30 protein-coding genes and 2 pseudogenes are annotated in these 19,245 nt (G+C 72.1%); 23 read left to right on the top strand and 9 right to left on the bottom strand.

Annotated features, from left to right (window positions below):
• Positions 1-58 precede the first annotated feature (58 nt).
• From G5V59_RS13555 to G5V59_RS13500, 12 genes are all read left to right on the top strand, one after another.
• Positions 59-1,423 carry a lyase family protein gene (locus G5V59_RS13555; RefSeq protein WP_341350938.1) on the top strand — a complete coding sequence of 455 codons (1,365 nt, stop codon included), beginning with the start codon at positions 59-61 and terminating at the stop codon, positions 1,421-1,423.
• Positions 1,420-2,007 (top strand): hypothetical protein, encoded by a 588-nt coding sequence (locus tag G5V59_RS13550; RefSeq protein ID WP_278256798.1) that lies wholly within the window; start codon positions 1,420-1,422, stop codon positions 2,005-2,007. The genes G5V59_RS13555 and G5V59_RS13550 overlap by 4 nt, the downstream gene beginning before the upstream one ends.
• Positions 2,008-2,063: 56 nt before the next feature.
• Complete coding sequence (locus G5V59_RS13545; RefSeq protein ID WP_278256797.1) at positions 2,064-2,387, top strand: hypothetical protein; 324 nt, start codon at positions 2,064-2,066, stop codon at positions 2,385-2,387.
• Complete coding sequence (locus G5V59_RS13540) at positions 2,384-2,755, top strand: pyridoxal-phosphate dependent enzyme (RefSeq protein WP_278256796.1); 372 nt, start codon at positions 2,384-2,386, stop codon at positions 2,753-2,755. Before G5V59_RS13545 ends, G5V59_RS13540 begins: the two co-directional genes overlap by 4 nt.
• Positions 2,752-3,441 (top strand): pyridoxal-phosphate dependent enzyme, encoded by a 690-nt coding sequence (locus G5V59_RS13535; RefSeq protein ID WP_278256795.1) that lies wholly within the window; start codon positions 2,752-2,754, stop codon positions 3,439-3,441. Before G5V59_RS13540 ends, G5V59_RS13535 begins: the two co-directional genes overlap by 4 nt.
• Positions 3,398-4,330 (top strand): ATP-grasp domain-containing protein, encoded by a 933-nt coding sequence (locus G5V59_RS13530; RefSeq protein WP_278256794.1) that lies wholly within the window; start codon positions 3,398-3,400, stop codon positions 4,328-4,330. The genes G5V59_RS13535 and G5V59_RS13530 overlap by 44 nt, the downstream gene beginning before the upstream one ends.
• Positions 4,308-4,724, top strand: a complete 417-nt coding sequence (locus G5V59_RS13525; RefSeq protein WP_278256793.1) for a hypothetical protein — start codon at positions 4,308-4,310, stop codon at positions 4,722-4,724. Before G5V59_RS13530 ends, G5V59_RS13525 begins: the two co-directional genes overlap by 23 nt.
• A complete protein-coding gene (locus tag G5V59_RS13520; RefSeq protein WP_278256792.1) occupies positions 4,724-5,497 on the top strand; it encodes a threonine aldolase family protein in 774 nt (257 codons plus the stop codon). Before G5V59_RS13525 ends, G5V59_RS13520 begins: the two co-directional genes overlap by 1 nt.
• Positions 5,418-6,044, top strand: a complete 627-nt coding sequence (locus G5V59_RS13515) for a condensation domain-containing protein (RefSeq protein ID WP_278256791.1) — start codon at positions 5,418-5,420, stop codon at positions 6,042-6,044. The genes G5V59_RS13520 and G5V59_RS13515 overlap by 80 nt, the downstream gene beginning before the upstream one ends.
• On the top strand, positions 6,038-6,286 hold the full coding sequence (locus G5V59_RS13510) for a hypothetical protein (protein ID WP_278256790.1): 249 nt from the start codon (positions 6,038-6,040) through the stop codon (positions 6,284-6,286). Before G5V59_RS13515 ends, G5V59_RS13510 begins: the two co-directional genes overlap by 7 nt.
• Before the next feature lie 85 nt (positions 6,287-6,371).
• A complete protein-coding gene (locus tag G5V59_RS13505; protein ID WP_278256789.1) occupies positions 6,372-7,295 on the top strand; it encodes a condensation domain-containing protein in 924 nt (307 codons plus the stop codon).
• A gap of 154 nt (positions 7,296-7,449) precedes the next feature.
• Complete coding sequence (locus G5V59_RS13500) at positions 7,450-7,719, top strand: cupin domain-containing protein (protein ID WP_278256788.1); 270 nt, start codon at positions 7,450-7,452, stop codon at positions 7,717-7,719.
• Between the two features lie 52 nt (positions 7,720-7,771).
• Here G5V59_RS13500 and G5V59_RS13495 read toward each other — a convergent pair whose 3' ends face one another.
• Complete coding sequence (locus G5V59_RS13495) at positions 7,772-8,113, bottom strand: TraR/DksA C4-type zinc finger protein (protein WP_278256787.1); 342 nt, start codon at positions 8,111-8,113, stop codon at positions 7,772-7,774.
• A gap of 77 nt (positions 8,114-8,190) precedes the next feature.
• Between G5V59_RS13495 and G5V59_RS36650 the strand changes: the two are divergent.
• A pseudogene (locus G5V59_RS36650) lies at positions 8,191-8,517 on the top strand (nuclear transport factor 2 family protein); the annotation flags it as partial.
• Between the two features lie 147 nt (positions 8,518-8,664).
• Here the strand turns inward: G5V59_RS36650 and G5V59_RS13485 are convergent.
• The 8 genes from G5V59_RS13485 to G5V59_RS13450 form a co-directional block, all read right to left on the bottom strand.
• The gene (locus tag G5V59_RS13485; protein WP_341350937.1) at positions 8,665-8,979 is read right to left on the bottom strand and encodes a DUF6537 domain-containing protein; all 315 of its coding nucleotides are present in this window, start codon (positions 8,977-8,979) and stop codon (positions 8,665-8,667) included.
• Positions 8,864-9,100 carry a hypothetical protein gene (locus tag G5V59_RS13480; protein ID WP_341350936.1) on the bottom strand — a complete coding sequence of 79 codons (237 nt, stop codon included), beginning with the start codon at positions 9,098-9,100 and terminating at the stop codon, positions 8,864-8,866. Before G5V59_RS13480 ends, G5V59_RS13485 begins: the two co-directional genes overlap by 116 nt.
• Positions 9,101-9,175: 75 nt before the next feature.
• Positions 9,176-9,934: a 2-oxoacid:acceptor oxidoreductase family protein gene (locus G5V59_RS13475; protein WP_278259837.1), complete on the bottom strand. Its 759-nt coding sequence runs from the start codon at positions 9,932-9,934 to the stop codon at positions 9,176-9,178.
• Positions 9,822-10,373: a hypothetical protein gene (locus G5V59_RS13470; protein WP_278256783.1), complete on the bottom strand. Its 552-nt coding sequence runs from the start codon at positions 10,371-10,373 to the stop codon at positions 9,822-9,824. The genes G5V59_RS13475 and G5V59_RS13470 overlap by 113 nt, the downstream gene beginning before the upstream one ends.
• Before the next feature lie 155 nt (positions 10,374-10,528).
• Positions 10,529-10,948: a hypothetical protein gene (locus tag G5V59_RS13465; protein WP_278256782.1), complete on the bottom strand. Its 420-nt coding sequence runs from the start codon at positions 10,946-10,948 to the stop codon at positions 10,529-10,531.
• A gap of 2 nt (positions 10,949-10,950) precedes the next feature.
• Positions 10,951-11,250 (bottom strand): hypothetical protein, encoded by a 300-nt coding sequence (locus tag G5V59_RS13460; RefSeq protein ID WP_278256781.1) that lies wholly within the window; start codon positions 11,248-11,250, stop codon positions 10,951-10,953.
• Positions 11,251-11,261: 11 nt separating this feature from the next.
• A complete protein-coding gene (locus tag G5V59_RS13455; RefSeq protein WP_278256780.1) occupies positions 11,262-11,891 on the bottom strand; it encodes a hypothetical protein in 630 nt (209 codons plus the stop codon).
• Positions 11,837-12,109, bottom strand: a complete 273-nt coding sequence (locus G5V59_RS13450; protein WP_278256779.1) for a hypothetical protein — start codon at positions 12,107-12,109, stop codon at positions 11,837-11,839. The genes G5V59_RS13455 and G5V59_RS13450 overlap by 55 nt, the downstream gene beginning before the upstream one ends.
• 258 nt (positions 12,110-12,367) lie before the next feature.
• Here G5V59_RS13450 and G5V59_RS13445 point away from each other — a divergent pair, with 258 nt between their 5' ends.
• From G5V59_RS13445 to G5V59_RS13400, 10 genes and pseudogenes are all read left to right on the top strand, one after another.
• Positions 12,368-12,682 carry an AsnC family transcriptional regulator gene (locus G5V59_RS13445; RefSeq protein WP_278256778.1) on the top strand — a complete coding sequence of 105 codons (315 nt, stop codon included), beginning with the start codon at positions 12,368-12,370 and terminating at the stop codon, positions 12,680-12,682.
• Positions 12,624-13,184 carry an Lrp/AsnC ligand binding domain-containing protein gene (locus tag G5V59_RS13440; protein WP_278256777.1) on the top strand — a complete coding sequence of 187 codons (561 nt, stop codon included), beginning with the start codon at positions 12,624-12,626 and terminating at the stop codon, positions 13,182-13,184. Before G5V59_RS13445 ends, G5V59_RS13440 begins: the two co-directional genes overlap by 59 nt.
• 604 nt (positions 13,185-13,788) lie before the next feature.
• On the top strand, positions 13,789-15,306 hold the full coding sequence (locus G5V59_RS13435) for a DUF255 domain-containing protein (protein WP_278256776.1): 1,518 nt from the start codon (positions 13,789-13,791) through the stop codon (positions 15,304-15,306).
• The gene (locus G5V59_RS13430; RefSeq protein ID WP_278256775.1) at positions 15,303-15,734 is read left to right on the top strand and encodes a hypothetical protein; all 432 of its coding nucleotides are present in this window, start codon (positions 15,303-15,305) and stop codon (positions 15,732-15,734) included. The genes G5V59_RS13435 and G5V59_RS13430 overlap by 4 nt, the downstream gene beginning before the upstream one ends.
• The gene (locus G5V59_RS13425; protein ID WP_278256774.1) at positions 15,731-16,708 is read left to right on the top strand and encodes a hypothetical protein; all 978 of its coding nucleotides are present in this window, start codon (positions 15,731-15,733) and stop codon (positions 16,706-16,708) included. Before G5V59_RS13430 ends, G5V59_RS13425 begins: the two co-directional genes overlap by 4 nt.
• On the top strand, positions 16,623-17,165 hold the full coding sequence (locus G5V59_RS13420) for a hypothetical protein (RefSeq protein WP_278256773.1): 543 nt from the start codon (positions 16,623-16,625) through the stop codon (positions 17,163-17,165). The genes G5V59_RS13425 and G5V59_RS13420 overlap by 86 nt, the downstream gene beginning before the upstream one ends.
• Before the next feature lie 26 nt (positions 17,166-17,191).
• A complete protein-coding gene (locus tag G5V59_RS13415; RefSeq protein WP_278256772.1) occupies positions 17,192-17,377 on the top strand; it encodes a hypothetical protein in 186 nt (61 codons plus the stop codon).
• Positions 17,378-17,404: 27 nt separating this feature from the next.
• Positions 17,405-17,668 carry an aldehyde dehydrogenase family protein gene (locus G5V59_RS13410; protein ID WP_278256771.1) on the top strand — a complete coding sequence of 88 codons (264 nt, stop codon included), beginning with the start codon at positions 17,405-17,407 and terminating at the stop codon, positions 17,666-17,668.
• A pseudogene (locus G5V59_RS13405) lies at positions 17,637-18,245 on the top strand (aldehyde dehydrogenase family protein); the annotation flags it as partial. The gene G5V59_RS13410 and the pseudogene G5V59_RS13405, both read left to right, overlap by 32 nt.
• On the top strand, positions 18,208-19,092 hold the full coding sequence (locus G5V59_RS13400) for an aldehyde dehydrogenase family protein (protein ID WP_341351208.1): 885 nt from the start codon (positions 18,208-18,210) through the stop codon (positions 19,090-19,092). The pseudogene G5V59_RS13405 and the gene G5V59_RS13400, both read left to right, overlap by 38 nt.
• Positions 19,093-19,245: the final 153 nt, after the last annotated feature.

Here is a 19,245-nt window from a genome sequence, read left to right as displayed (position 1 = left end):
GACGTGGCGCGACTGGCCGACGGTCTGCGGGGCTTGACTCGCGAAGGCCTCGCCGCCGGTGCAGGTACGACGCTCAGCGACATCGCTCTGGCCATCGAGACCCAGGTCGCGGCCACCCTCCCCGAGCGTGTGGTCGCCTGGCACGTCGACCGCAGCCGCAACGACCTGCAGGCCTGTGCGCAGGTGCTCTACGTCCGCGAGGAGGTGCGCGGGATCGGGGAGGCGCTGGGCGAGGCTGGCGGAGGTGGCTCACGCCCGCGCCGCCGAGGACGTCACCTCGCCGATGCCGGGCTACACCCACTTGCAGGCGGCACAGGTGATCACGCCCGGCTTCTACCTCAGCGCGGTGGCCGAGCAGGTCGTCCAGGTGTCCGAGCGGCTGTTGTCCACCCACGACCGGCTCAACCGCTCGCCGCTGGGCGCGGGCCCGATGTCGGGCCAGGAGCCTGGACTGGGACCGCGACCGGCTGGCCCGCGCCGTGGGCTGCACCGGGCCGGTGCCGCATGCCCTGGTCGCCGTCGCCTCGCGCCAGTGGCTGCTGGACGTCGCCGCGGACCTCGCCGGTGCGGGCGTCGTGCTCAGCCGGTTCCTGACCGACCTGATGTCGTGGTCCTCCAGCGCGCTCGGCCTGGTCGAGTTCGCCGGACGAGCCTGGCCGGGATCTCCGCAGCGATGCCGCAGAAGAAGAACTACCCCGTCCTGGAGCGGTTGCGCGGGCGCACCGCCCACCTCCTCGCCTTCCACGTCGACATCGCGACCGGCCAGCGCAACACCGCCTTCAGCAACTCCGTCGAGGTCTCCAAGGAGGCGGGGCTGCACGCCGCGACCCTGTTCGCCGAGACCCGGTCGGTGCTGGCCGGGACGACCCTGGTGCTCGACCGTCTGCATTGGCGCGTCGACCGGATGCGCGCGGCGTGCGCGGGGGACCACTTCGGGGGACTCACCCTCGCCAACGAGTCTCACTCTCCGCGCGGGGGTGCCGTGGCGCACCGCTCAGGTCCTCGCCGGGCGCTACGTCGCTGCGGTGCTCGCCGGGGGAGCGGACCTCGCCGACCCGGCCTTGCTGGGCTCCGTCGCCGCGGCGGAGGGCTACCCGCTCGACGACCCGGCGTCGTACCTCAGCGCGAGCCTGGACGTCGACGGACAGGTGCGGGCGAAGGTCTCTGCCGGGTCGACCCACCCCGACGCGGTCACCGCTCTGCTGGGCGAGCAGCGCGCACGACTCGACGTGCTGGAGGAGGAGTGGGCCGCACGCCGGGCCTTGGTCACGGACGCGGTCGCGGCCACCGACGCCGCGCTCGGCACGACCCTCGAGGTCCAGGAGTGGGCCGGGTGACCCGCCAGGTGGTGCCCGTGGCGCCGCGCCCGGAGCGGACGGGCCGTGCGTCGGCGGTCAGGCTCGGCCTTCGGCACCTTCGGTGAGTCTGCTCCAGGGTGCCCTGCCCGACGGCCCGGACTTCCTGGTGACGTTGCCGATCGCGCGCTGGGCGACGGCGGTGTTCGACTACGACGGCACGCGGACGGACGTCGAGGTGCTGCCCGCCACGAAGACCAAGGCCCGTCAGGTCGCGGAGGCCGTGCTCGCGCGGCAGGGCGGGGGCGGTGGGGTGCTGCGGCTGGCCGGGTCGCTGCCGGAGGGAAAGGGACTCGCCAGGCTCCTCGGCGGACCTGGTGGCCACCGCCCGGGCGGTCGGCAGCGCGGTCGGACTGGCGATGCCGCCCGTGCTGGTCGAGGACCTGCTCCGCCCGGTCGAGCCGACAGACGGGGTGATGTACCCCGGCACGGTCGTGTTCGAGCACCGCAACGTGGTGTGCCGCGACCGGCTGGGCGTGGTCCCGCCGATGACGGTCGTCGCGATCGACGAGGGCGGGACCGTCGACACGGTGGCGTTCAACGCGATCCCGAAGAACTTCACCGACGCCGAGCGGCACGAGTACGCCGCCCTGCTGACCGAGACTCACCGCGGCCGTCGCCGCCGGGGACGCTGCCGCGATCGGCCGGGTGACGACCCGCAGCGCCCACCTCAACCAGCGGTTGTGCCCGAAGCGGACGTTGAGCGCGATGACCTCCCTCAGCGCCGACGTGGGTGGGGTGGGCGTGGTGACCGCGCACAGCGGTTCCACGGTCGGGCTCCTCCTGCCGCACGACGTACCGGACTTCAGGGCGCGGCTCGCCGAGGCGATCGGTCGCTGCGGTCAGGCTCGTGGACCGCGCCCAGGTGAGCTTGTTTCCAGACCCTCGGCTTCGGCCAGCAAGGATCGCGATGACGACCTACGACTCCCTCCTCGACGCCATCGGTCACACCCCTGTGGTGCGGCTACGCACCGCGCCCGCGGAGGTGGAGGTGTTCGCCAAGCTCGAGTCTGCAGAACGTGTTCGCGATGAAGGACCGCGTGGCGCGCCGGGTCCTCACCGAAGCACGGGAGAGCGGCGTGCTGGCCGAGGGCGCGCCGGTCATCGAGAGCTCGTCGGGGACGATGGCACTGGGCCTGGCGCTGGCGGGCAGCCTGCTCGGCCACCCGGTGCACATCGTGACCGACCCGCGGATCGACCCGATCACCCTGGCGAAGGCTCGAGGCCCTGGGCTGCTCGGTGCACGTCGTCGACGCGATGACGGCCAACGGGTGGCAGAGCGCCCGGATCGAGCGGCTGACCGCGTTGCGGAACGAGCACCCGGACGCCTTCTGGCCGCGTCAGTACTACAACCCGCAGAACCCGCTCGCCTACGCCTCGCTCGCCGAGGAGGCTGGTGAGCGACCTGGGCGAGGTCGACGTCCTCGTCGGCGCCGTCGGCAGTGGTGGTTCGCTGTGCGGTACCGCCCGGGCGCTGCGCCGGGCGCTGCGTGCCGCGGGCCGCACGCGGCCCCTGCGCGTCATCGGTGTGGACGCCGTCGGCAGTGTGCTGTTCGCCCAGCCCGACCTGCCCGGGCGCCGCCAGAGCGGACTGGGCAACAGCCTCATCCCGCGCAACCTCGACCTCGCCCAGATCGACGAGGTTCACTGGCTCAACGACCACGAGGCCTTCGCCGCGACGCGCGACCTGGCCCGGGAGCAGTCGCTCTTCGCGGGCAACACCTCCGGCTCGGTCTACCAGGTGCTGCGCCACGTCGCGGCCACAGCGGCGCCCGGCACCCGGGTGGTCGGGATCCTCCCCGACCGCGGCGACCGGTACGTCGACACGGTGCACAGTGCGCGCTACTGGGCCGAGTCCGGGCTGGACCGCCTCGGCGTCCGGTCCACGCCGGTGGAGGTCGCCTACGGCACCGAGGTGAGCGACTGGTCCTGGGCGCGCGTGCCCTCGACACCGCGCCGACGGCTGCTCTTCGTGGAGTCCAACACGACCGGCACCGGCTTGCTGGCACTGGCGCGCACCCACGAGCCTGGGCCTGGCCCCGGTGTTGCTGACGAGCCGCGCGGACCGCTACCCGGGTGTCGGTGAGGCGGACTGCGAGATCATCCGTTGCGACACCAACGACGACGCCGCGGTCCTCGCTGCCGTCCGTGCCGCCTTCGCGGACGGAGAGGTCGCGGGGGTCACCACGACCGGTGAGTTCTACCTGGAGGCGGCGGCCGCGCTCGCGGCAGCCCTGGAGTCTGCCGGGCAACCCGCCCGCAGCAGTGCGGGCCTGCCGGCTCAAGTCCCAGACGCGGCGTGTGCTCGCCGGGGCCGGGGTGCCCCAGCCGCGCGCGGTCGCGGTCTCGCTGGCGGCCGAGGTGCCGGCCGCGGTCGAGCAGGTCGGCCTGCCCTGCGTGGTGAAGCCCGCCGCCGACTCCGCGTCGACCGGGGTGCTGGCCTGCGCGAACCTGGCCCAGGCCGAGGCGCAGGTGGCCCGGCTCCTGACGCTCTCCCACAACGTGCGGGGGCAGCGCGCTCCCTCCCACGTCCTGGTCGAGGAGCCTGGTCGAGGGTCCCGAGTCGAGCGTCGAGACGCTCTTCGCCGATGGCAGGTGGCACCCGGTCGGCATCACCCGCAAGACGGTCTCGCCTCCGCCGACCTTCGTCGAGCCTGCGCCACGTCTTCCCGGCCCCGCTGGACGACGCGACGGCTGCCGAGGTGACCGGGGTGGTGCGTGCGGCGCTGGAGGCGACCGGATTGCGCCACGGCGCCGCCCACACCGAGGTGCGGCTCTCGGAGCGAGGCCCGGTCGTCATCGAGATCAACGCCCGGCCCGCCGGAGGCATGATCCCTGAGGCGATCCGGCTCGCTGGAGGACCGGACCTGCTCCTCCAGCAGCCTGCGCGCCGCGGCCGGTCTCCCCGTGGAGGTGGGCGCCGCGGCGCTGCGTCCCGCCGGCATCGCCTTCGTGACGAGCCCGGCGGCGGGTGAGCCTGGAGGGGGTGACCGGCGCCGAAGACGTACGACGCCGCGAGGGTGTCGCCGAGGTGCGCCTCACCCGCGCCGCCGGCGACCCGGTGCGGCCTCCGGCCGATGCCTACGACCGGCTTGGGTACGTGATCGCGACCGCCGACTCCGTGGCGGAGCCTGGACGACGTGCTGGACGACGCCCTGGACCGGATCACGGTCCACGTGGCCCACGAGGAAGCGAGGACCGCCTGATGATCGAGATGCGCAGCGACACCTTCACCCTGCCGTCGCCGGAGATGCTGGAGGCGATGACGAGCGCCGCCCTCGGCGACGACGTCTACGGCGAGGATCCGACCGTGCGACGGCTGGAGGAGCCTGGCCGCGGAGAGGGTCGGGAAGCCGGCTGCCTGCCTGATGCCGAGCGGGACGATGGCCAACCTGGCGGCGCTGATGACGCACGTGCCGCGCGGGGGCCAGGTGCTGGTCGGCGACGAGAGCGACATCTACCTCTACGAGGCCGGCGGGGCGAGCGTCCTCGGCGGGATCGTCTACGGCCCGATCGCCACCCAGCCGGACGGCACCCTCGACCTCGCCGACCTGGCTGCCGGTTGGCCGCCGGACCTCGACGACCCGCAGTTCGCGCTGCCCGCCCTGATCTGTGTCGAGAACACCCACAATCGAACGGGCGGGCAGGTGCTCGCCACGTCCTACCTGGCCGAGCTGCGCCGCTTCGCCGACGACCGTGGCGTCCCGGTCCACCTGGACGGAGCGCGAATCTTCAACGCCGCCGTGGCCAGCGGCGTCGATGCGGCGGAGATCGCGCAGCACGCCGACTCCCTGCAGTTCTGCCTCTCCAAGGGGCTCTCGGCGCCCATCGGTTCCATCCTCGCGGGGGAGGAGGCGTTCGTCGAGCGGGCCCGGCGGCTGCGCAAGATGCTCGGTGGCGGGATGCGCCAGGCGGGCGTCGTCGCGGCCGCCGGGATCGTGGCCCTCACCTCCATGGTCGACCGGCTCGCCGACGACCACGTGCTCGCGGCGCGGCTCGCCGCCGGCCTCGACGAGACTCGACGGGGTCGAGGTCGACCAGCCCCGCGTCGACACCAACATCGTGCTCTTCCGGCCCACGGTCCCGGGCCTGGACGAGAACAAAGCTCCTGCACGCGGCGGGTCAGCGCGGTCTCGCGCTGACCGAGTTCGGCCACGGCCGGGTGCGCGCGGTCACCCACCGCGGCCTGGCCGCCTCCGACGTGGACGACGCGCTGAACATCCTGCGCGACGTGCTGCGCGGGGCGGGCTGATCTGCCGTCGTACCCCTGTCCCGCCTCCCGACCACCAAGGAGAACCATGTTCCCGCTCAGTGACGCCCAGCAGGCTCATCTGGCTGCAGCACCGGATCGCCCCCGACAGCAGGGCCTACTACTCCACGGCGGTGCTCAACCTGCACGGGCCGATCGACGCGGCGCTGCTGCGCGTCTGTGTCGTCAACGCCGTACGACGCCACGACGCCATGCGGCTGCGGCTGTGCGACGTCGGCGCCGCGGTCCCGCGCCAGGAGGTCGTGGCCGACGTCGAGGTGGTCGTGCCCGAGCACGACCTGCGCCGGGTCGCCGACCCCGAGCAGGTCCGGTCCGACCTGCTCTTCCACCAGATGCAGGACGAGTTCGACCTGCAGACGGCGCCCCTCGCGCGCTGGTCCGTGCTGCGCCTGGACGAGGAGGAGTGGCGAGCTTGCTGATGACCGAGCACCATCTCGTCCACGACGGTAAGTCCGCGCTGGCCTTCCTCAGCGAGGTGCTCGACGAGTACGTCGCGACGCTCGCAGGGGAGACCTTCGTCCCGGTGCCCGCGCCGTCGTACGAGGACTACATCGCGCACCTGAGGCTCCGCCGAGCACCGGGCGGTCGCCGAACCGGCGGTCGAGTGGTGGCGCCGGGAGCCTGGAGGACGCGTCGTTCACCACGGAGTTCCCCGGCCTGACCGCGGAGCGCTCGGCGCTCTTCGACTACCGCGGCGGTCAGGCTGCGCCAGGTGCTGCCCGCCGACCTGATGACCGCGCTCGCCGGTGTCGCCCGTGCCGAGCGGCACACCGTGTTCGCCGCCCTGCTCGGGATCTACGCCGAGCCTGTGCCGGCGCCACTCCGGGCAGGAGGACCTGGTCCTCGGCGTACCGCTGGCCAACCGGCCCTCCGAGTTCGAGCGCACGGTCGGGATGATGATCTCGACCCTGCCGGTCCGGCTGCGGGTCTCTCCGCAAGCGCCGGCGTCGGACCTGGCCCGGCAGGCGATGACCCGGGTCTTCGAGGCCGTCGAGCACGAGGCCGCGCCGATCCAGGAGATCGTCAAGGCCGTCGGGCGCAGCGGGCGCGGTCTCGACAACCCGCTGTTCAACCTCGCGTTCGGGATGCACGACCGGCAGTTCCCGGACGCCGAGATCCCCGGGGTGAGCATGGACCTGGTGGTCGGGCCGAGCACGGCCAGTGCGCGCTTCGACCTCACGGTGGTCGTCCTCCCCGCGAGCGTGCGGCGTGCCGACACCGCCGACGAGAGCCTACCACATGTCCTGGGACTGGTCCTCCCAGCGCTTCGGTCGCGCCGACGTCGAGTCTGCTCGCCACCCGTTTCCAGGCCCTGCTGCGCTCCTACGTCGACAACCCGGCGACACCGGCCGGCGAGCCTGGACATGACCGTGACCGAGCCGCTGGTGCTGGAGAGCGTGACCGAGGGACGGGAGCGGGAGGTGCCGCAGCCCGTGCCGCCGGCCGTGCCGGTGCCGGTGGCGCCCGCCGCGGACGGCGACGTCGCGCGGTGGGTGGAGGCCTTCCAGGACGTGCTCGAGAGCGACGACGTCGACGCGGACACCGACTTCTTCAACGCCGGCGGCTATTCGTTGCTGGTCCCGCAGCCTGCTCGCCCGCTACCAGCAGGCTCGCCGGCTGGCGCCCTCCGACGAGCCTGCTCTTCGAGGCGTCCTCCCCAGCCGAGCTGACGCTCGCCTGCGCGGGCCTGCGCCAGGACGCGGCGGTCTGAGCGCACGATGAGCGAGCACGTCTACTCGGCCGCCGGAGCCGACCGCTTCGCCAAGCACGGCATCGAGTCTCGCCGTCCACGGCTACGACGCCGCCGCGGCCGGCGCCACCGTGGTGCAGGTGGACGTGGCTCGCGGGCATTTCCAGGAGTTCCGCAACGTCGCCAGCAGCTACCTGTACGCCGTGGTGGACGGCCGCGGCACCTTCGTCCTCGACGACGAGCGGGTCGAGGTGGGCCCGGGAGACCTGGTGGTTGCACCGCCCGGCACGCGGATCCACTACTTCGGGACGATGCGGCTGGTCCTCACGGTGACGCCTGCCTTCGACGAGTCCGACGAGGAGCACGTCCGGTTCGTGGCGGAGTCGGAGTCGCCCTACACCTGAGCGACGCCGGCGCCGGGCGGCCTCGGTCGCGGATCCATCCGGTGCCCGAGCCTCACACGCTGCTCGCGCAGTCGATGCAGAGCCGAGCCACGGGACGCGCCTCGAGCCGGCCTTCCGCGATCGGCTCACCGCACCGCTCGCAGGTCCCGTAGGTGCCCTCGTCCAGGCGCCGCTCCGCCGCGTCGATCTCCTCCAAGTGGCGCCGCGCCTGGCGCACGAGCGCGCCCACCTGGGAGCGCTCGAAGGCGATCGTGGCGCCCTCGGGGTCGTGCTCGTCGTCGGCGTTGGTGTCGCGGGAGGCCGCGACGACCGCGCCGTAGTCGTCGGTCAGGTCCGCGAGCCGGCGCAGGGTCTGCGCGCGCTCCTCGGCCAGGCGGCGTCGTACGGCGTCCATGGGGTCATGCTCCCGCCCGGCACCGACATCGGCGGAAGTCCTGGCCGGATTGGTAGAACACGTTCTACCCTGCGGGCATGGACCTTGCCGCGATCGAGGAGATCAAGCGCCTCAAGCACCGCTACTTCCGCACCCTCGACCTCAAGCGGTGGGACGAGTTCGGCGACTGCCTCGCCGAGGACGTCACCGCGCGCTACGGCACCCAGGCGATGAGCGAGCCGCTGCACTACGACAACCGGGCCGACGTCGTCGCCTTCATGACCGAGAACCTCGGCGGCGGGATCATCACCGTGCACATCGCCAACCACCCCGAGATCGACGTGGAGGGCGACACCGCCACCGGGTCCTGGGCGTTCGAGGACACGGTGGTGGTGCCGGACTTCAAGGTGCAGATCCGCGGCGCCGGCTACTACCGCGACACCTACCGCCGCGACGCCGACGGAAAGTGGCGGATCGCCTCGACCCGGTACGAGCGGATCTACGAGGCGATGACCTCGCTCGAGGACACGCCCAGGCTTCCAGGCTCATCGCCAACCGCTGGGACCCCTCGCTCAAGCACTGACCTCCGGGGTGCTCGCGCCGAGGGCGCGCAGCGCGGCGACGTACTGCTCGACGTTGCCGAGCTTGACGTGCTCGTAGCCGCGGACCATGTCCGGCAGGCCGGCGATCTCGACCGCGCGGTCGTAGCCGTCGAGCGTCAGGCTCGCGGGCCAGCCTCGCTCACCAGGGCGCGGTAGTGGTCGCGCAGGCTCACGCTCGACCTTGCGCACGTGGGCGTAGCCGAAGACGTCGGCGCGGGTGCCGCGCAGGCGCTTCATCCTCGCCAGGGCACGCAGCGAGCCGTGGCTGCGCGGGCCGAACGACATCTTCTTGTCGCGGCCCATCGCCCGCAGCATCGGCGGGTGCAGGCTTGAACGCGACGGTGCCGCCGGGGAAGGCGTCGCCGGTGGAGGCGAGGAAGGCCGGGTCGGTGAGCAGGCGAGCCACCTCGTACTCGTCCTTGTACGCCGTCAGGCTTGAACAGGTGGCGCGCCACCGACTCGCTGAAGCGGGTCTCGGTGGTCACCGCACGCTCGGCGGCGGCGACCTCGCGGACCAGGGCGACGTAGGAGTCGGCCAGCCTTCTCGTCCTGGTAGGCGACCAGGTCCGCGGCGCGCTGGCTCACCAGGCGCAGCAGACTCGCCCTCCAGCCCGGAGGCCGCGACCGACGCAGGCGGTACGACGACCGGCGCCTCGTGCGTCGCCGCGGCGGTGCCCGCCGCGCGGAAGGCCGCCGGGTCGGCGACCGCGACGCGACCCCAGCGGAAGGCGGCGACGTTCGCCGCGACCGCGGTGCCATTGATCTCGATGGCCTCCTCGATGGCGGCGGCCGGGAGCAGCAGGGCGCCGGCCTGGTGGGCGGCACCGACGAGCAGGAAGTTCGCGGCGAGGGTGTTGCCGAAGATCCGCTCGGCCGCCTCCAGGGCGTCGAAGTCGAACAGCGCGAGGCTCGCGGTGCGGACCCGCTCGAGCAGGCCGGACTCGTCCGGGTGCTGCACGGTGGGGTCGTTGACCATGGCGCCCGTGGGGGTGCGGCTGGTGGAGACCACCGTGCGGGTGCGGGAGGCGTCGCCGTAGGTGAGGTTGCGGTCCTCGGCGAGGGTCAGCAGGTCGAAGCCGAGGAAGCAGTCCGCCGAGCCCGGGGTGAGCCGGTTGGCGGGCTCCAGATCACCGGCCGCGAACCGCAGGTGACCGACGACCGGCCCCGCCTTCTGGCTCATGCCCGTCTGGTCGAGCGACTCGACGGCGTACCCGGCCCGCAGGGCGGCGGTCGCCAGCACCTGGTTGACGGTCACGATGCCGGTGCCGCCGATGCCGACCATGAAGACGTTCTGGGTCGAGGCGACCCGCTCCTCGGCGGGGCTCGCGGCGACCGGGGGCGGCGTCGGGATGGTCTTGCGGGCGGGCTTGGTGGCCTTCGCCTTGTCCTTGGTACGGCGCTTGGAGGGCGCCGTCTCGACGGTGACGAAGGACGGGCAGTCGCCGTCGAGGCAAACTGTAGTCGGTGTTGCAGGAGGTCTGGTCGATCCGCGTCTTGCGGCCGTACTCCGTCTCGACCGGCTGCACCGAGAGGCAGTTGGACTTCATGCCGCAGTCGCCGCAGCCCTCGCAGACCGCCTCGTTGATGACGACGCGCTGGGTGCGCTGGGGGAGTGCGCCCCGCTTGCGCTGGCGGCGGGCGTCGGCGGCGCAGTGCTGGTCGTAGATCAGCACGGTCACGCCGGGGACGTCGCGGAGCAGGCGCTGGGCCTCGTCGAGGCGGTCGCGGTCCCACAGCAGCGTGCCGGCGGCAAAGCTCGCGGCGGCGGTAGCGGCCGGGCTCGTCGGCGCAGACGATGATCTTCTTGACGCCCTCGGTGGTCAGGCATTGTGCGTCAGGCTGCGGCACGGTGAGCGCGCCCTCGGCGTCCTGCGCGCCGGTCATCGCGACGACGTCGTTGTGCAGGATCTTGTAGGTGATGTTCACCCCCGCCGCGATGCAGGCCTGCACGGCGAGGCTGGGCGGAGTGGAAGAAGGTGCCGTCGCCGACGTTCTGGAACATGTGGTCGGCGTCGGTGAACCAGGCCTGGCCGATCCACTGCGCGCCTTCGCCGCCCATCTGGGTCACGCCGGTCACGGCGCTCTCCGGACGGTCGGAGATGGTGACCATGACGTGGCAGCCGATGCCGCCGCCGCCCATCGAGCCCTCGGGCAGGACGGTCGAGCGGTTGTGCGGGCAGCCGGAGCAGAAGTACGCCGAGCGGCTGGCCGAGAGCAGCGGCAGGACCGTGCGCGGACGCTGCGGCGGAGCCACCGTCACCCAGTTCTCCAGGGCGTGGCGCAGCGGCGCCAGCAGGCGGCCCGCGGTGAGACTCGCCGTCGGCCGGCACGAGCAGGCTGGCCAGTCGCGTCCTTCTTGCCGAGGATCCGCGGCGCGTTCTCGGTGCCGTAGAGCAGGTCCCGGATCTGGGTCTCCATGAAGGACGTCTTGTCCTCGATGACGACGATCTCCTCCAGGCCGGCCGCGAAGCGTCGTACGGCCTCGGGCTCGACGGGGCTCATCATGCCCAGCCGCATCACCCGGACGCCGACCTCGGCCAGCGCCTCGTCCTTCACGCCGAGGTCCTTCAGCGCCTGGCGCAGCGAGTCGAAGCAGGAGCCCGACGCGACCAGTCCGAGCTTTGGCGCCGGGGGCGTCGACCTCGGTGACGCTGAGGTCGTTGCGCGCGGAGTACTCGTGCACCAGCGCGGTCCGCGGGCCCACCAGGCTCCGCCTCCGCGCCGACGATCATCGCCGGGCGCAGCACGATCGGGCTCTGCGTGTAGGCGTAGGGGTTGCCGTTCCAGTCGATCGCGGGGGCGATCGGGTTGACCTGCAGGTCCTTGCTGTCGACGACCCACGCGCCGTCCGCGACGTCCGCGACGATCTTGAGCGCGACGACGCAGCCGGACGCGCGCGACATCTCGATGGCGTGCAGGCCCAGCGTGACGATCTCGGTCGCGTTGCGTGGGAAGAGGACGGGGATGCCCAGCGCGGCGAGCGAGCGCTCGCTGACCGCCGGCACGGTCGAGGACTTCGACGCCGGGTCGTCGCCCACGAGGAGGACGGCGCCACCGCGGCGGTTCACGCCGTACATGTTGGCGTGGCGCAGGGCATCCGTCGCCCGGTCGACGCCGGGGCCCTTGCCGTACCAGAAGCCCGTCACGCCGTCGTACTTCGCGGGGGCGGCCGGCAGGTCGATCTGGCTGCCCCACACCGCCGTCGCCGCCAGGCTCCTCGTTGAGCCCCGGCACGAACCGGATGTCGTTGGCGTCGAGCACGTCGCGCATGTCGCCGAGCATCTTGTCCAGACCGCCGAGCGGGCTGCCCTGGTAGCCCGACACGAAGGCTCGCGGTCTTGAGCCCGCGGCGCCGGTCCAGCGCCCGGTGCTCCACCAGCAGCCGCGCGATCGCCTGCACGCCGGTCAGCAGCATCGGCGGGGCGTCCGTGCGGAACCGGTCCGCCAGGTCGTACGGCGTCGCCGGCTCCGGCGTGGTCGGGCGGTTGAGCAGGACTCGGTCATGCGGGGCTCTCCTCGTGCGTGCGCGTACGTGCGGGTGCGCGAGAAGCGTGTCCTCTGCGTGCTCCCGGTCACAACACTCGCCGTCGAGTTGAGCGAAGATCCGCAACCATCCGGCTGTTTCGTCTGCTTTGTGAGCAACGATCGTGGTGTATCGCTTATCGTTTGTTGCGTGACCGACGCCGCCGTCATCGACGCCACCGACCGCGCCATCCTCGACCTCCTGCGCGAGAACGCCCGCCGCCCCCTGCGCGAGATCGCCCAGTCCGTCGGCCTCACCGTCGCCCCCGTCCAACGCCGCATCGCCCGCCTGGAGAAGCTCGGCGTGATCGAGCGCTACACGGTCCAGATCAACCACGGCCGGATCGCCACCGGCATCGAGGCCGTCATGGAGCCTGCGCTTCTCCGACGACCTCGACCTGGCGCAGGTGCTCGAGTTCGTCGCCGGCGTACCGGAGGTGGAGGAGGTGCTCACTCTCGCCGGTGACCCGGACGCCCTGGTCCGTCTGCGAGTAGAAGGCGTCGAGGACCTGCGGCGGGTGGTGGAACTCGCTCCGGTCGGGTGGGGCGGTGGCCAGCACCAAGACGCTCGTCGTACTGGAGGGGTGGACGCGGTTCGGGTGAGACCGCAAACCGTCACTCGCGCAATTCTCGCTCGCGTTAAGTATCCTCGGAGGGTGTCTACTCGCGATGAAGAGAACGAGCGGGCGTTTGCGGCCCTGGGCAGGTACGTTTACGAGTTCTCGTCGCTCTGCCAATCGATGCAGCGAGCGATAATCAGTCTCTCTGACCTAGTAGGTCCGGCATTTGAGGTATCTCGTCTTCTTATGGGAGAGATCACTGCGCGTCCACTTGCAAATGTTTGCTTCGCTGTACTGGAGAGGGCAGTTGAAGGATCATCCGACTCGGAAAAACTCGTAAAGGCCCTAAAAAGCAGGTCTTCGACGAGATTGAGCGCCGAAACGATTTTATGCACGGCGACTGGATGATCGGTTGGAACGAGTCCACTGGCATGGACGGTCCGGATGGAACTGTTGAAGTAGTAAATCGGGCATTGCCTCCAACTCTAGAGCGCCTGAAACCGGGCAGGGCCGGAAGTGACAAGTCGCGTCGAGAGGAAATAGAGGTCGCTGACCTGGAAGCCGAAGCGACCCGCTTGAGGTTGGTCCGACACACTCTAGAAGAGTTCGTCTTCGTCACTCGTGGAACATCAATGTCGCTGCCTCCCGAGATTTCCACTGAGACTCGCGAAATTGTACACGGTCTCGGCCGGGGTGCTACTCAGAAATGGGCCAGACGCCGACCGAATTCGGCCGTGGAGCGATCACTGACGTTGCCGGCTAGTAGTCTTCCTCAGACGCAGCCGCAATTGGGAGAACTTTGCCGGCCGATATGAAGTAACGCCCGGAAACCCGGCGCGCACTCGTTGCAGGCTGTGCCGAACGTTTTGGAGTCAGTCGCCGTGTCATCTCAACTGAGGCTTCGTCGGTAGGCGGTCTCGGCGGTTTGTTCATCCTCACGGCGAGGCATTGCGGCTTAGAGACGTGAGACCGTAGGGCCGTGAACCGCCTCGGCTCCGCCACGTCCCCCTACTTGCTCCAGCACGCCGACAACCCCGTCGACTGGTGGGAGTGGGGGCCGGAGGCGTTCGCGGAGGCGAAGCGCCGCAACGTGCCGATCCTCCTCAGCGTCGGGTACGCCGCCTGCCACTGGTGCCACGTGATGGCGCACGAGTCGTTCGAGGACCAGGCGACGGCGGACTACCTCAACGAGCACTACGTGAGCATCAAGGTCGACCGCGAGGAGCGGCCGGACGTGGATGCGGTCTACATGCAGGCGACGACCGCGATGACCGGCCAGGGTGGGTGGCCGATGACGGTGGTGATGGACCACGAGGGGGCGCCGTTCTTCGCCGGGACCTACCTGCCGGACCAGCCGCGGCACGGGTCGCCGTCGTTCACGCAGGTGCTGCGGGCGCTGAGCAACGCGTGGGAGACCAAGGGCGACGACGTGCGCACGACGGCGAGCAATGTCGCCGAGCACCTACGGCGGGAGGCGAGCCTGCCGTCGTACGCCATCACCAGCGAGCGGATCGACGCCGCCGTCGCGACGCTGAGCAGCGAGTTCGACGCGATGGCGGGCGGGTTCGGCAACGCGCCGAAGTTCCCGCCGTCCATGGTGCTGGAGTTCCTACGGCGCCAGGGCGGCCAGCAGGCTCGCCACATGTTGGCCCGTACGAAGGCCGCGATGGCCGGGAGTGGGATGTACGACCAGGTGGGCGGCGGGTTCGCTCGGTACGCCGTGGACCGCGGCTGGGTGGTGCCGCACTTCGAGAAGATGCTGTACGACAACGCCCAGGCTGCTGGGGCTCTACGCGCGCCTCGGTACCGAGCAGGGCGACCGCGTCGCGACCGAGACCGCCGACTTCCTGCTCCGCGAGCCTGCGCACCGAGCAGGGCGGGTTCGCCTCGGCGCTCGACGCGGACAGCCCGATCGAGCCGGGCGGGCACGCGGAGGAGGGGCTGTTCTACGTCTGGACGCCCACCCGGCTGGTCGCCGAGCTCGGGCCCGACGAGGGGGCGTGGGCGGCGGAGCCTGTTCGGGGTGACGGCGGAGGGCACCTTCGAACACGGTACGTCGACCCTGCAGGCTGCGCCACTACCCGGCGGACGAGGACGGCCGGCAGCGCTTGGCCCACGTCCGCCAGGTGCTGTACGCCGCCCGCGAGAAGCGTCCGCGCCCGGCGCGCGACGACAAGGTGGTCGCCGCCTGGAACGGCCTGGCGATCAGCGGGCTGGTGGACGCGGCCCGCCGGCTGGGCCGCCCGGACTACCTCGACGCAGCCCAGGAGGCGGGCGAGGCTCCTGCTGCGCCTCCACGTGCACGACAACCGGCTGCTCCGGGTGTCCCGCGATGGCACCGCCGGCGCGCACGCGGGCGTGCTGGAGGACTACGGGTGCGTGGCGTCGGGCTTCCTGGCCCTCGCGCAGGCGACCGCCGACCCGCGCTGGCTCACCGCGGCGACCGCCCTCCTCGACACCGCGCTGGACGGGTTCACCGCCGAGGACGGCGGGTTCTTCGACACCCACCGCGACGCGGAGACCCTGGTGACCCGGCCCCGCGACCCGGGCGACAACGCCAGCCCGAGCGGGTTCAGCGCCCTGGTGCACGCGCTCGTCGAGGCGCACGCGCTGACGGGGGAGGGCCGCTACCGCGATGCCGCGGAGGCGGCGGTCAGCACCGTCGCGGTGCTCGCGGAGAAGGCGCCGCGGTTCGCGGGCTGGTCGCTGGCGGCCGCCACGACGATGCTCGACGGGCCGCTGGAGATCGCCGTCGTCGGCCCGGCGGGAGCCGAGCGGGACGCCCTGGAGCGCAAGGCGCTGACGATCCCCGGCGCCGTCGTGGTCGCCGCCGACGGCCCGGTCGAGGGCATCCCGCTGCTCGACGCGCGCGAGGCGGTCGAGGGCCGCCCGGCGGCGTACGTGTGCCGGGGCTTCGTGTGCGAGCGGCCGGTGACCCGCCCCGAGGAGATCGGGTGAGCGAGCGCTGGCGCTCCGGGCTGGCGCTGGTCATCAGCACCGTGGTGCTGGCCGCGATGATCATGGTCGGCCCGGGCGACGAGCTCGCGGCCATCCGCCGCGTGTTCGGGATCGGTCAGGACCCGCTGGGCGCGCCGGCCGACGTACCGCCCGGCGGGACCTATGCCTTCCTGCAGACCCAGCCGCACGACACCGGCACCCCGGTGGCGTGGAGCCCGTGCCGCGAGATCCGTTACCAGGTCAACCCCGACGGCGCCCCGGGCAGCGCGAACGACGCCGAGGAGACCGTCGCCGACGCGATCGCCGAGGTCTCGCAGATCACCGGCCTGCGCTTCGACTACCTCGGCCGCACCGACCGCCGCCCGTCCTGGAAGGCCCGGCTCGTCCCGATGGGCCGCAAGGAGCCGGTGCTGATCGCGTGGGCCACCGCGGACGAGGTCGAGGAGGCTGAAGGGCGACGTCGCCGGCGTCGGCGGCGCGGTCGCGCTGGGGAACGGCACCGACGGCTGGATGCGGTACGTCACCGGGCAGGTCACCCTCGACACCGACGTGTACGACGACCTGGCCGACGAGCGCGACGGCGACGTCCGGGCGCGGGCGATCCTGCTGCACGAGCTGGGTCACCTCGTCGGCCTCGACCACGTCGACTCCCGCGCCGAGCCGATGTACGCCGACAACGTCGGCCAGCCCGACTTCGCCACCGGCGACCGCAACGGCCTGGTCGCGCTCGGCGAGGGCCGGTGCTGATGCACCCGATCGCCGCCGAGCCGGACCGGTTCCACGACGGCGGCACGGACGCCGAGCCCCCGGACCCGGCCAGCCCGCCGCGGATCGTGCTCGAGCGCGTCGAGTCCGGTGACCTGCAGCGGCGCACGGAGAGCCTTCCGGATGCTGCGCCGGATCGCCTACCGCGACCGCGAGCACGGCGTCCTGCTCGTCCCGAAGGACCTCGGCAGGCTTCGAGACCGACCTGACCTCGGTGCCGACGCTCTTCACCTGGCTGGTGCCGCGCACCGGTCGCCACCTGCCGCCCGCGCTGCTCCACGACGGTCTGGTGCACGGGCGCCACGAGCCGCCGACGTACGTCGCGACCGCGGGCGACGTGATCGACCGGGTCGAGGCCGACCGGGTGTTCCGCGCCGCGATGCGCGACACCGACACCGGGCTGGTCCGCTCGTGGCTGATCTGGTCGGCGGTCACCCTCGGCACGATCGCCGCCGGCTCGGCGTCCTGGTCGCCGGCCCGCCACCTGCGCTACCGGCTCACCGCGGGCATCACCCTGCTGCTGATCGTCGTGCTGGGCGTGCTCGCGACGCTGGACCTCTTCGACGTGCTCGACGTGCTGCCGTGGATGGGCGAGCGCTCGACCGGGCTGGAGACTCGCCGGCGGGCTGGCGGGCGCGGTCGTCGTACCGCTGCTGCTCGGGCTGACCTGGGGTCGTTTCGCCGTCGCCGGTGTGGTCAGCGGGGTCGCGCTGGCGGTGCTGCTGCACGTCACGGTGGTGCTGGCGCTGCTCACCGCGGCGTACCAGGCGGCGGAGTGGCTGGCCCGGCGCCGCCCGCTCGCGGCCGCGACGGCCGCGGGGATCGTGGTGGCCGCCTTCTTCGTCCTCGTGGTCCTGCTGGTGGGACCGTTCCGCTAGGGGTACGTCGGGCAGTACCGTCAGTATGTGACCAGCACCGAGGCTCCGGCCGCCACGACGTTCGACTCGCTGAACCCCGCCACCGGCGAGGTCGTCGGCACCCACCCGATCCACGACGCCGCGCAGGTCCGGGCGGCCGTGGACACCGCCCGCAAGGAGGCCGAGCGCTGGCGTGCCCTCGGCTTCGACGGCCGCAAGAAGGCGCTCGTGAAGTGGCGCAAGGTGATCGCGCGCCGGATGGACGAGACTCGCCGCGCTGATGGCGCGCGAGACGGGCAAGCCGACCGGTGACGCGCTGCTCGAGACCGCGCTGGCGATCGACCACCTCGCGTGGGCCGCGGGCCACGCCGAGAAGGTGCTCAAGCGGCGCAGCGTCTCCCCGGGCCTGCTGATGGTCAACCAGGCCGCCAGCGTGGAGTACCGCCCGCTCGGCGTCGTCGGCGTGATCGGCCCGTGGAACTACCCCGTCTTCACCCCGATGGGCTCGATCGCCTACGCCCTCGCGGCGGGCAACGCGGTCGTCTTCAAGCCCTCGGAGTACACCCCCGGCGTCGGCGAGTGGCTCGCCGCGACCTTCCGCGAGGCCGTCGGCCGTCCGGTCCTCCAGGTCGTCACCGGCTACGGCGAGACCGGCGCCGCGCTCACCGCGGCCGGCGTCGACAAGGTCGCCTTCACCGGCTCCACCGCCACCGGCAAGCGGGTGATGGCCTCCTGCGCGGAGACCCTGACCCCCGTCGTGATCGAGGCCGGCGGCAAGGACGCGCTGCTCGTCGCCGAGGACGCCGACCTCGACGAGGCGGCCGAGGCCGCGCTGTGGGGCGCCGCCGCCAATGCCGGGCAGACCTGCGCGGGCGTCGAGCGGGTCTACGTCCACGACCGGGTGTACGACGCCTTCCTGGACCGGCTCGTCGTGGAGGCACGCAAGGCTCAAGGCCGAGCCCGGTGGCCAGGTCGGCCCGATCACCATGCCGTCGCAGGTGGACATCATCCGTCGCCACATCGACGACGCCCTGGCCCGGGGCGGCCGGGCTCTGGTCGGCGGTCCGGTGCCCGAGGGCGCCCGCTTCGTGCAGCCGACCGTGCTGGTCGACGTACCGGAGGACTCGGCGGCGGTGCAGGAGGAGACCTTCGGCCCGACCGTCACCGTCAGCCGCGTCGCGAGCATGGACGAGGCGATCGAGCGCGCCAACGGCACCCGCTACGCCCTCGGCTCCACGGTGTTCTCCAAGGAGCACGGCATGGAGATCGCCGAGCGGCTGCGGGCCGGGATGACCGCGATCAACGGCGTGATCTCCTTCGCGGGCATCCCGACGCTGCCCTTCGGCGGCGTCGGCGACTCCGGCTTCGGCCGGATCCACGGCCCGGACGGGCTGCGCGAGTTCACCTACCCGCACGCGATCGCGCGGCAGCGGTTCAAGCCGGCGATCGCGCTGACCACCTTCCGCCGTACGGCCAAGGAGGAGCAGCAGGCTCACGAAGGTGGTGCGGGGGCTCTACGGCCGCGGGAAGAAGTAGCGCCACCCGCCAGCGCGATCACCAGGAGCCCGCCGAGCACCGTGGCGAGGCCGATGTGCTCGCCCAGCAGCAGGCCCGCCCACAGCAGGCTGAGCACCGGCTGGCCGAGCTGCACCTGGCTGACCTGTGCCATCGGCCCGAGCGCGAGACCTCGGTACCAGGCGAAGAAGCCGAGGTACATGCTCACCACCGCGAGGTAGGCGAAGGCTCGCCCAGGCCGCCGGCGAGCCCGTCGGCGGCTCCCGCAGCACGCTGACCAGCGTCAGCGTCGCCATCACCGGGCTCGCCACGACGAGCGCCCAGGAGATGGTCTGCCAGGAGCCGAGCTCCCGGGTGAGCAGCCCGCCCTCGGC

Source organism: Nocardioides convexus (assembly GCF_011090295.1).
The sequence above is the reverse complement of the archived record's forward strand: the minus strand, read 5'-3'. Positions and strand labels throughout refer to the sequence as shown.

Coding starts and splice junctions, on each gene's coding strand:
- G5V59_RS13545 (WP_278256797.1), top strand. CDS start 2,064: ATGACCTCCCTCAGCGCCGACGTGGGTGGGGTGGGCGTGGTGACCGCG.
- G5V59_RS13540 (WP_278256796.1), top strand. CDS start 2,384: ATGAAGGACCGCGTGGCGCGCCGGGTCCTCACCGAAGCACGGGAGAGC.
- G5V59_RS13520 (WP_278256792.1), top strand. CDS start 4,724: ATGCCGAGCGGGACGATGGCCAACCTGGCGGCGCTGATGACGCACGTG.
- G5V59_RS13495 (WP_278256787.1), bottom strand. CDS start 8,113: ATGGACGCCGTACGACGCCGCCTGGCCGAGGAGCGCGCGCAGACCCTG.
- G5V59_RS13485 (WP_341350937.1), bottom strand. CDS start 8,979: ATGTCGTTCGGCCCGCGCAGCCACGGCTCGCTGCGTGCCCTGGCGAGG.
- G5V59_RS13450 (WP_278256779.1), bottom strand. CDS start 12,109: ATGCTGCTGACCGGCGTGCAGGCGATCGCGCGGCTGCTGGTGGAGCAC.
- G5V59_RS13420 (WP_278256773.1), top strand. CDS start 16,623: ATGCTGCGCCGGATCGCCTACCGCGACCGCGAGCACGGCGTCCTGCTC.
- G5V59_RS13400 (WP_341351208.1), top strand. CDS start 18,208: ATGCCGGGCAGACCTGCGCGGGCGTCGAGCGGGTCTACGTCCACGACC.